This is a genomic window from Vibrio sp. ER1A (genome assembly GCF_000733315.1).
Taxonomy (GTDB): Bacteria; Pseudomonadota; Gammaproteobacteria; order Enterobacterales; family Vibrionaceae; genus Vibrio; species Vibrio mediterranei.
The window spans coordinates 1-8,505 of sequence record NZ_JPJA01000104.1; the positions used below are offsets into that span (position 1 = coordinate 1).

The 8,505-nt window shown below is 42.0% G+C and carries 10 protein-coding genes, 1 tRNA gene and 2 pseudogenes; 7 read left to right on the plus strand and 6 right to left on the minus strand.

Annotated elements, in window-relative coordinates:
- The 4 genes from HW45_RS27930 to HW45_RS27945 all read left to right on the plus strand — a co-directional run.
- Positions 1-608 (plus strand): ParA family protein (locus tag HW45_RS27930; protein ID WP_235225571.1); only part of this gene is annotated, 608 nt, incomplete at its 5' end.
- Entirely contained in the window at positions 601-960 is a 360-nt protein-coding gene (locus HW45_RS27935; protein WP_038231441.1) for a hypothetical protein, read from the plus strand. The genes HW45_RS27930 and HW45_RS27935, both read left to right, overlap by 8 nt.
- A gap of 112 nt (positions 961-1,072) precedes the next feature.
- Positions 1,073-1,270 carry a hypothetical protein gene (locus HW45_RS27940; protein WP_038231442.1) on the plus strand — a complete coding sequence of 66 codons (198 nt, stop codon included), beginning with the start codon at positions 1,073-1,075 and terminating at the stop codon, positions 1,268-1,270.
- 910 nt (positions 1,271-2,180) lie between these two features.
- Positions 2,181-2,678, plus strand: coding sequence for a hypothetical protein (locus HW45_RS27945; protein WP_038231443.1), 498 nt, complete (start codon positions 2,181-2,183; stop codon positions 2,676-2,678).
- 458 nt (positions 2,679-3,136) lie between these two features.
- Here HW45_RS27945 and HW45_RS27950 read toward each other — a convergent pair.
- Positions 3,137-3,211, minus strand: a tRNA-Gly gene (locus tag HW45_RS27950).
- Positions 3,212-3,345: 134 nt separating this feature from the next.
- On the opposite strand from HW45_RS27950, the gene HW45_RS27955 reads away from it, so the two are divergent.
- Positions 3,346-3,555: a hypothetical protein gene (locus HW45_RS27955; RefSeq protein WP_038231444.1), complete on the plus strand. Its 210-nt coding sequence runs from the start codon at positions 3,346-3,348 to the stop codon at positions 3,553-3,555.
- A 14-nt stretch (positions 3,556-3,569) separates the two neighbouring features.
- On the opposite strand, the gene HW45_RS27960 is transcribed toward HW45_RS27955, so the two are convergent.
- Positions 3,570-3,785, minus strand: coding sequence for a hypothetical protein (locus HW45_RS27960; protein WP_038231445.1), 216 nt, complete (start codon positions 3,783-3,785; stop codon positions 3,570-3,572).
- The gene (locus HW45_RS29795; RefSeq protein WP_200874612.1) at positions 3,782-3,946 is read right to left on the minus strand and encodes a hypothetical protein; all 165 of its coding nucleotides are present in this window, start codon (positions 3,944-3,946) and stop codon (positions 3,782-3,784) included. Before HW45_RS29795 ends, HW45_RS27960 begins: the two co-directional genes overlap by 4 nt.
- A gap of 299 nt (positions 3,947-4,245) precedes the next feature.
- Between HW45_RS29795 and gspS2 the strand changes: the two genes are divergently transcribed.
- Together gspS2 and HW45_RS27970 are read left to right on the plus strand one after the other, a co-directional pair.
- Positions 4,246-4,614, plus strand: coding sequence for a type II secretion system pilot lipoprotein GspS-beta (gene gspS2, locus HW45_RS27965; RefSeq protein WP_160171245.1), 369 nt, complete (start codon positions 4,246-4,248; stop codon positions 4,612-4,614).
- 288 nt (positions 4,615-4,902) lie between these two features.
- Positions 4,903-5,918: pseudogene (locus HW45_RS27970) on the plus strand (IS110 family transposase).
- 579 nt (positions 5,919-6,497) lie between these two features.
- Here HW45_RS27970 and HW45_RS29415 read toward each other — a convergent pair.
- The 3 genes and pseudogenes from HW45_RS29415 to HW45_RS27980 form a co-directional block, all read right to left on the minus strand.
- Positions 6,498-6,674 (minus strand): annotated as a pseudogene (locus HW45_RS29415) (hypothetical protein); the annotation flags it as partial.
- A gap of 189 nt (positions 6,675-6,863) precedes the next feature.
- A complete protein-coding gene (locus HW45_RS27975) occupies positions 6,864-8,054 on the minus strand; it encodes an IS91 family transposase (protein ID WP_038231449.1) in 1,191 nt (396 codons plus the stop codon).
- 14 nt (positions 8,055-8,068) lie between these two features.
- Positions 8,069-8,359: a hypothetical protein gene (locus tag HW45_RS27980; protein WP_038231450.1), complete on the minus strand. Its 291-nt coding sequence runs from the start codon at positions 8,357-8,359 to the stop codon at positions 8,069-8,071.
- Between the last annotated feature and the right edge of the window lie 146 nt (positions 8,360-8,505).

Here is an 8,505-nt window from a genome sequence, read left to right on the forward strand (position 1 = left end):
TAGTTATCCTAGTTATCCTAGAAGGAATCTATATGAAAATAATCAGTGTTTGGAATGAGAAAGGTGGTGTTGGTAAGTCCACTATTAGTTGGAACTTAGCTGGTGCCGCTGCTGCTAGAAACTTAAATGTAATGTTGGTTGATGATGATCCTCAAGCGAGTTGCCATTGGTTAAGTGAAGATGGTTTTGCTCCATTTGAAGTTGTTCATCATTTCCCTGACAGCGCGCCTGATGTTGATTTACTAATTGTAGATATGACGCCTTCTACTACGGACGAACCTCATGGGACAGTCGTTATTCCTTATCAGCCAAGTCGATTAGCTTATGGTGTTGTGTCAAAACATTTACCGAGATTAAACGAAATCGGAAGAAATGTGATTGAAGTTATTAGTATGGCTGATACTCGAAAAATGGAACATCGAAACTTTATAAAAGCCAAACAGAAATCAACGCCTACTATGCATGTTATTCCTTCTCGGAGTATTTATGAACGAGTAGTTGGTATGGGAAGGACAGTGTTCGATCCTGAGTTGAAAGGAATGTACGGGCTAAACTTGGCTCAAAAAGAGATTAATGAATTGCTTGATAAGGCCTTAGCACATGAGTAAAGCACCAGATTGGTTAAACAAAGCTAACCAAAACAAAACGGGTAATACGGTTGGAAATGTTGCAGAAGTCGGGCAAATTCGAAATAAGCCTGGTCCGAAAAAGTCAGTAGTTGTCAGAAAGAGTGTCGGGCTTAAGTTTTCAGAAAATAGAAATGAAGACATATCTAAGCTTGAGAATCTGCTCAAACAGCATGGCTTTGAACTGACTCGTGGACGTAGTGAAGCTGTAGAAGTTGCAGTTTCTGTTTTGCTTAAAATTATAGACACAACTAATGAATTTTCAGAATGGAACGATTTCCTAGAAAAAACTATTGGTCAAGAGGAAAGAGATATTCAAAATAAGATAACCTAGATAACCTAGATAACCTAGATAACCTAGATAACCTAGATAACCTAGATAACCTCTCGATGTAGTTTTCGACGACAGACATCGAGAGGGCATTTAACCCTACAGGAGAATTAAAATGCACGTAAATTGTAGCATTACCCATACTCTGAACGAAAGTGCTACAGATGAAGAACTGAACTTCTTACTTAAATTGACAGGTAGCCAACTATTGGCTCCTAGTCAACGTAAGACCATTGAGGCGTTCGTCAGTCGTAAGTCAATCGAGAACTTTCTGGGACGGGAAGAGGAGGGGGAGCAGAAGTTGAGCGACTAATTGCTCTGTCATGTTGGAGACAGTCTACCTACACTTCGTTTCGGTGGGGCAGCACTGTCTCTACATGGTTGCAATGCTCCTATATAGCAGTCAACCGCTTCAAATAAAATCAGGTTTCTTGCCGTTCATGAATTTCTGAGCTATATCGTCTTTCTCATCTTGCGATGCGTTCCTCCACTTGTTCCACTCTAGCTCCCAAGTACATCAAAGGTGCTTGGGAGCTAGAGTGGAATAAGAAGAACGAAGCTCTCATAGAAACACAAGCTTCTCTTGGCGAAGCTCAAAAGCTGAGTGCGAAATTGGAAGGTCAGTTAATGCGATACAAAGAGAGTTAAGACAAAGTATTAAGAAAGCTCTGCTGAAAATAGCCTGGGATCTTGTAAATTTTTCTATGTGAAGTTGTAGTAGGGCAATTACATCTAGCAGAGAAAATGCAACACTTATGCCATAAGCCGAGCAACATAAATAGAAAAGAGTATGATTTGTATGTCATTTAAATTTATAAGGGGGAATTATGACATTCATTCCATCATCAAATTGGCAAAACGTTGTTGGGTCAGCGTCGCGTAGATGCAGTTGTGGAACTTGGAAGCAACACTGGCTAAATTTTTCAAATCGAATGTGGCCTATGTCATGTTCTGTTTATGGGTGTAAATCACCGGTGATATTGGGAGCTCATGTAAGAAATAATCTTGTGGATGGTGAATACATCGTCCCTATGTGCGCATCATGTAATGGTCGTGTGACGCCATTTACATTGAGACTCAATACTTTTATTGTTTCCGCAAATAAATCAATCACATGCGGTCGATAGGCAGGTTTTAACGTAATGTCACGGGTCAACCCGTGACGTTGTATCGAGATAACATAAATTAGTTTGCCTTACAATTTTATTCTAGAGAGCCACACGATGCCTGATTCAGAAATTAAATGTGCAATTAAGCAGTATGCTGAAGCTTACGAACGGCTTCAGGTTCTTCAAGAAACCGAGCCTTCGATACCAGAGGGCGACCAAAAAACGGGGAGCATAGGTGAGTTCTATTCTTATCGATATTTGTCTAGCATCTTTCCTAACAGCAAATTAACTTATGGTTCCCATAGTGAGAAGGGGTGGGATATTCACGTATCAGGGGTTGATTTGAAAGTGCAAGTAAAGACGGTTTCTGCTTACTCAAAAACACGCACTATATCTCCACTTCACAAAGACTGGGATGTATTGCACATAATTTACGTCAACAAAGCGCTCCAGCCTGAAGGTTTTTGGATTATCGAAGACAACCGCTTTTTTGGTGACAAGTCACTGCTGTCTAGCAAGAAGTGTCGTCATCCCACAAATACTAAGCAGTTAGGATCTAAAGATATACCCTTTGGAAAAAACCGCATTGATGAATTACTTCAAGCGCTATGATCTCATTAACCGAATGTTTGAAAGCGGGCGATATGATCACGCTACTAGACGGATTTTATTTTTAAACTGTAAACGTATTGCCGGTAATATTTCACTGCTGAAGAAAAAAGAAGCCAGCTTGATTCCTACTATGAAGCGTATTTAAGTGTCAGATAGCTTCACTGGTACTTCAAGAAGGATGGCCAGTTATACGCTTGGTTAACTTTGTGGTGAGGCGATAGAGTCGCTGTGTGGGTAACACTAGTTTGCCCCCCATTATCAGTTTCGGCAAAGATTTCGTGATAGCGATTTTGCTAGGTTTACCCAAAGAAACATAATGTGACGAAGTTTGAGTATACGCGGCGAAAGTGTATGTCCATGCTGTAATAATTGAACTTATTAGGGGCGGACTCACATGGCGTTTCGATTTGAGATTATAATAGGTGTGTTCGAGGTTTTAGGCAAAGGAAACATTAGAATGGAGCGTACAGCGGGAATCGAACCCGCATCATCAGCTTGGAAGGCTGAGGTAATAGCCATTATACGATGTACGCTTTATCTTCATAGTCTTTGATAGTCAGTTGGTTGTCTAGTCAATTTTTGATTAGAGTCCCCAATCAATTCGAGCCCTGTAGCGTTAAACGGTGCTATATTGAAACCTGTACTTCGTAATATAAGGGAATCAATAATGCCGACCTATCAGGTCATCTACTTTAACACCAAAGACGTCGTGATGGACAACGAAACCATCTTTATGAAAAGCCTGACGAACGCAAAACGCTCAGCGGAGCATCATGCACCAGACGGGACTAAGCAAATTGAAATAAAAGATTTAATGGATAGAGTGCTTAGTCGATTGACGCTGGATGAAGGCTGGGTCGATAACATCGAAGATTGACGTTGTCTTATCTATCAGGGGACATTTGAAGTATCGTGAATAAAGACACAGGTTTGATTCGTTTTTAGGACTAATTTCTGACACAGCTTCATTTGTTTGTCTGACAAGGCTTGATCACGGTTGAGCTGACTTAGAAAGCCTGTCAGTGTATCTCTGTCCAAGTTACTCAGTTTTTCAGAGTGCATGAGGAGGGTTGTGTTGAGAAGTTCAGAGAGGTTTCTAGCGCTCATAAGCGCCACTCCTTGTCCCACGCTCTTTGTTCCTCAATCTCTTCTATACGCTTGCGGATATCCATTGTGTTCAATTCATCAGGTATCCGTTTAATTCCTTTTCCTTTCGGGTTGATATTAAATTGCTTCTGCTTTTTCGTCGGTTTAGGTAACTTGTTCACATCTCATCCTGTTTCTAGTGATTAATTGCTGATTTCACGGCTTGGCCTAGTTTGGCTAATAAAACAGCAATGATACTACACAATCTCTAAAGGATTCTGCTAGAAGGCGTTGACTGATCGCTGCCCCATTTTTAGGCAGAACAAATACTCATTCACATCCTGTTAATGCGCATTTCTCATGCTGTAAATTATCCAAATCGGAGCTTGCATATAACGTTATCAGAGTTTGTAAGCTGCATTGTTATCAGAAGTCATCTCGGGTAGGCTACTTGTCAATTCTTGAGAAAGTGAACATGGTCATGTCTTCATATTTATTACCTGTAATATTGTCTGTTGTGATATTAACTGGCTGCTCAAATCGACCAGAACATGCGATGGCTCCTTTACTGGCGAGTAATCGAGTCAGTGAGTTGAAAAATGAAATGGCTAATATGGGGCAGAATTCACCTATTATCTCTGTTAAATCTATCAGGAGTACGATCTACCTTTCTCTCATGATGCCCAACATCAATCAGGCACAATTAGCTAATCGCATTACTCAGCGCTACTGTCAGGATAGAGAGACACGTCGTTTACTCGATACAAATGTAGACTATCAAATTACCGTATTTGACGCTCAACAGAAGAAGTTGGATTCTTTTCACATCAGTGACGGGCAATGCCATTGACATCGTGGCAGCGAGACGAGTTTGCCCCTTTTCGTGTTCACAGCATCCCCAACAATTACAGTCATCCCCTTGAAAAAGGGGATCTCATTCAGCGCGTCCCGCAGCCAAATTACGTGACCTAGTCGCCAATTTTCAGTCACCTACACGCGGTAGGAGATCCTCACTTTCGTGAGGATGACGGCTATAGGGGGCATGTTAGAAGTGAAGGGATGTAGAGCATTAATTAGATGGTACGCCCCACACCTACACTAAACTCAGCTATGTCGCTGAACTTCGGGAGGTGCCATCATGTCGGCTATTAAAACTATTGGTATTGATCTAGGTAAATCTACTTTCCATGTCGTTGGTCATGATTACACTGGCCAACAACGTTATAGACACAAATTCTCTAGATCAAAGTTACTTCAATTTATCTCGGTTCATGAGCCAGTACTAATAGCAATGGAAGCTTGTTGTGGGGCGCACTGGCTTGCTAGAAAATGCCAAGATTATGGGCATCAAGTTAAACTGATCCCTCCACAATATGTTAAGCCCTATGTTAAGAGTCATAAAAACGACTTCATTGATGCTGATGCGATTGCTGAAGCTGCAACTCGACCTAGGATGAGGTTTGTCTCACCTAAAACTGAGCAAGCGCAGCTGGGAGTAGTAATTCGAAGAATCAGAACAGGCTATATTCGAGAGCGCACCGCAATCATGAACCGTATAGGCTCAATCCTCACTGAATTTGGGTTCAGCTTTCCACGCGGACACGCAAATATGAAACGGCTTTTTCAGTGGTTGGCTGGTACAGGCCAACAGGTTCCACCTTTGCTTATTTTTGAGTTGCGAAATCAGCTTGATCATTACAATGAGCTTAATAACAAAATCAAAAACAAGACAAAAAGCTAGAGACTCTAAATAGTGGTAATGAGTTATTCACGATTTTACAAACAGTACCTGGAGTCGGGCCTATGACCGCTGCTTGCTGCATATCTTCGGTGTCCGATCCTGAAGATTTTTCTAATGGCCGTAACTTCGCTGCATGGCTGGGTCTCGTTCCATTTCAGTATTCAACAGGTGGGAAGCCGAGAATGCTTGGGATCTCTAAGCGTGGGAATAAAGAATTACGAGAACTCTTTATACACGCAGCCAGAGCAGTACTCTGGAGAGATGGAACGGCTGAACAATATTTTGGTAAGTGGCTAATAGAGCTAAAGCATCGAAAGCCTTTCAATGTTGCTTTGGTAGCATTAGCGAATAAGCTAGCAAGGATTGCTTGGTCTGTTATGGCAACGAAAAAGCCTTTTGAAATAAGAATATAAATCAAGTTTGCATATGAAAATGAAAGATGACAAAACGGTTAGACCACCAGATTGAAGACCTTGTGGACAGAACAGCAACTTAGAGTGCTTTCGCATTTTTGAGGACAATCTGGCGCGGATCTCATCGTAGAGCTGGGGCTAAAGTAAATTGGTCTCAATTAGACTCTGAATACATTAGCGCAAACCAACTCCGTTATTTTGGAATTTTCACTTGCAAAACGGGGCATACCATACATTCTGTCCAAAAGTTTGCTAGAAAAGTGGGCTCAAAATTACTTTTAGGTGAGCATCAAGGTTTTGAGTCATACTTAACTAAGTACCAGCTTGAAGAACTGGTATAATAAAGGCTTGTATTTTAGAACTTTACAGTAATTCTGTGATTGATTAATGTGATTCCGAAATTCATCAAAATCGGGAGTTAATTGTAGATGCTCGCACTTATAATTCCGAATTCTCGCACTTATCCGGTTTTACTTGCTCACAATCAGTGATTTTATCTTTCGCTCCGTGCTCACATTCATTGACCGTATCGAATAACCTGCCCACATTAAGTGATTCTATCCGTCACTTCTGCTCACTTTATTTGATTGTATCCGGACTGATGATCTCTCCCATTTCTTTACGGATCTCGGTTTCCAATAGTTCTGGATCAGGGAGTTTATCTTGTAACTCTGACGGTAATTTTTTGGTAAGTTGGTAGCCTGATACACCGACAGGCTTGTCAATGCTTCTCAAGGCATATTCCACTTCAAAGTGATCTCTTTCTCGAAGGTAAGGAAACTCAAAGTTTCCTTACCTTTGAACGTTCGAGCTAAATCGAAGTTAATTTAATTGATTGTAATTAATTTGTGATAATGGCGTGACTGAATGAAGCGAATGGTGTTGCAAAAGTGCTATCGTGGTCGGTTTGCTCAAATTGCAGATAAACTTATCCATAGGAAGGAACTAAGCTGACCTCAATTGCCCTTCCAAAACAGTCTGTCTTATCAATTCTTCGCGGCTTTCTCCCGCTCTAAAACTAACAAACTCTAACCTGTCTCTGCAGAATAGGCATTCGTATGGGTCAACCTTAGCGTACTTCTTTAGCATGCTGGCATAGCAAGGCAGCGTTGGCGCCTCCTTGCTTTCCATCTCTAACGCATCATAAACTTTTGGCAGCATTTCACCACGGCGACGATTCGACAGAAAACCGTAGTAGCGGATCATTTTAAAGTGCTTATCGGGAATGTGTTCGATGAGCCGGCAAATCAAATCCTCAGCGGCTAAAGTCAGCATTTCCTTTTCTCCTGTTCGATGGTTAAGGTATTCAAACGTCAACTGACTTCCTTTGCTGTAGTGGTGCAAGCGAGAGCCTGAAATTGGTGGTCGCTTCAAATAGCGACCTAGGTAATTGACCGTCTTATGATGTTGGTCTGTTTTCTTACCAAAATGCAGTTTCCAACGGCGGCGATATTGGCTACGCAGAAAGGCGAACCAATCCTCTTCATGGCGGATGAACGGGCAATCGGCTGCACTTAAATCAAGCTCTGAGTAATGCGCGCTTAAGAGCTGTGTGATCGCTGCACGCCAACATGCTTCGGTTACTTTGGCTTTGAAATAAATTGGCTTCCACTGTCCTGTTCGTTGGCAAATTCCTCCCCGTGTCGCTGAAGCGTGAACATGACAATTCCAATTGAGCTTGCGCCCGTAGGTATGAAGCGCACAAAAAACACCAACTTCTAAGCCTTGCCGTTTCGCCCAAGTCGTTAAGATGTCGGCCGCGCATTTGAATAATCGATTAAGCAACCAGCGATTATGACGAAAGATTGGCCAGAGAGTGCTTGGCATCGTGAAGGTGATGTGTTGCCATTCGCAATCTGGCAGCACATGCTGTTGTTGGCGTATCCACCTTTCGGTGGATTTCACGCCACAACTGCTACAAGCACGAGACTTGCAAGTTTGATTGAGGTATTTGGTATAAGTACAGCCAGAACTTTTGCACTTATAGAGCCGTGACCCCATGCTCGATGAGCCACAAGCCATCATTCGGGTGACGTTATCGACAACGACATCTCTGATTTCAGAGATGTGTTTACTGAGATAGATGGCCCAGGTGCTATTGCGTGCGAATAGTTGCCTGAGCGAACGTATGTGCATTAGAGAGACTATCGCTACTCTTCGCCGAATAAGTCCTCTTCATCACAGAATAAATTTTCAATTTCTTCTGTAAAAGCTTGAGCTTGCTCCTCAATATCATCTTCACCAATCTCCCCTAAAGTAGCTAGATGATCGTGGCTGTATGTGAGACAAGCGGTTTTCAGTGCCTGGTAAGCTTTCTCATCCTGAAGCTTTACGCTATCAAGGATGAGCCGTGCCATAAAACTTAACGCGTCTAATCGGCCTTTGGTATCGTTGAGTTCAAACTGCAGCTGTTCTATCGATTCTTGAGGGGTGAGATGCATGTGATTACCTTCATATTTTCAATGTATTAAAGGCATTCTAAAGTGGAATTGGCTCAAAGGTGAACTCTAAATTGTCAATACGTTGTAAAGCTTAAGTCTCTTTGCTTTCGAGCGTAGCTCGCTCAGGCGACTCTGTCGCCGGCTTG

Bases quoted from the DNA above. Each gene is read 5' to 3' on its own strand.
- gspS2 (WP_160171245.1), top strand. From the start codon at position 4,246: ATGTCTTCATATTTATTACCTGTAATATTGTCTGTTGTGATATTAACT.
- HW45_RS27955 (WP_038231444.1), top strand. From the start codon at position 3,346: ATGCCGACCTATCAGGTCATCTACTTTAACACCAAAGACGTCGTGATG.
- HW45_RS27975 (WP_038231449.1), bottom strand. From the start codon at position 8,054: ATGCACATACGTTCGCTCAGGCAACTATTCGCACGCAATAGCACCTGG.
- HW45_RS27960 (WP_038231445.1), bottom strand. From the start codon at position 3,785: ATGAGCGCTAGAAACCTCTCTGAACTTCTCAACACAACCCTCCTCATG.
- HW45_RS27980 (WP_038231450.1), bottom strand. From the start codon at position 8,359: ATGCATCTCACCCCTCAAGAATCGATAGAACAGCTGCAGTTTGAACTC.
- HW45_RS27945 (WP_038231443.1), top strand. From the start codon at position 2,181: ATGCCTGATTCAGAAATTAAATGTGCAATTAAGCAGTATGCTGAAGCT.
- HW45_RS27935 (WP_038231441.1), top strand. From the start codon at position 601: ATGAGTAAAGCACCAGATTGGTTAAACAAAGCTAACCAAAACAAAACG.
- HW45_RS27940 (WP_038231442.1), top strand. From the start codon at position 1,073: ATGCACGTAAATTGTAGCATTACCCATACTCTGAACGAAAGTGCTACA.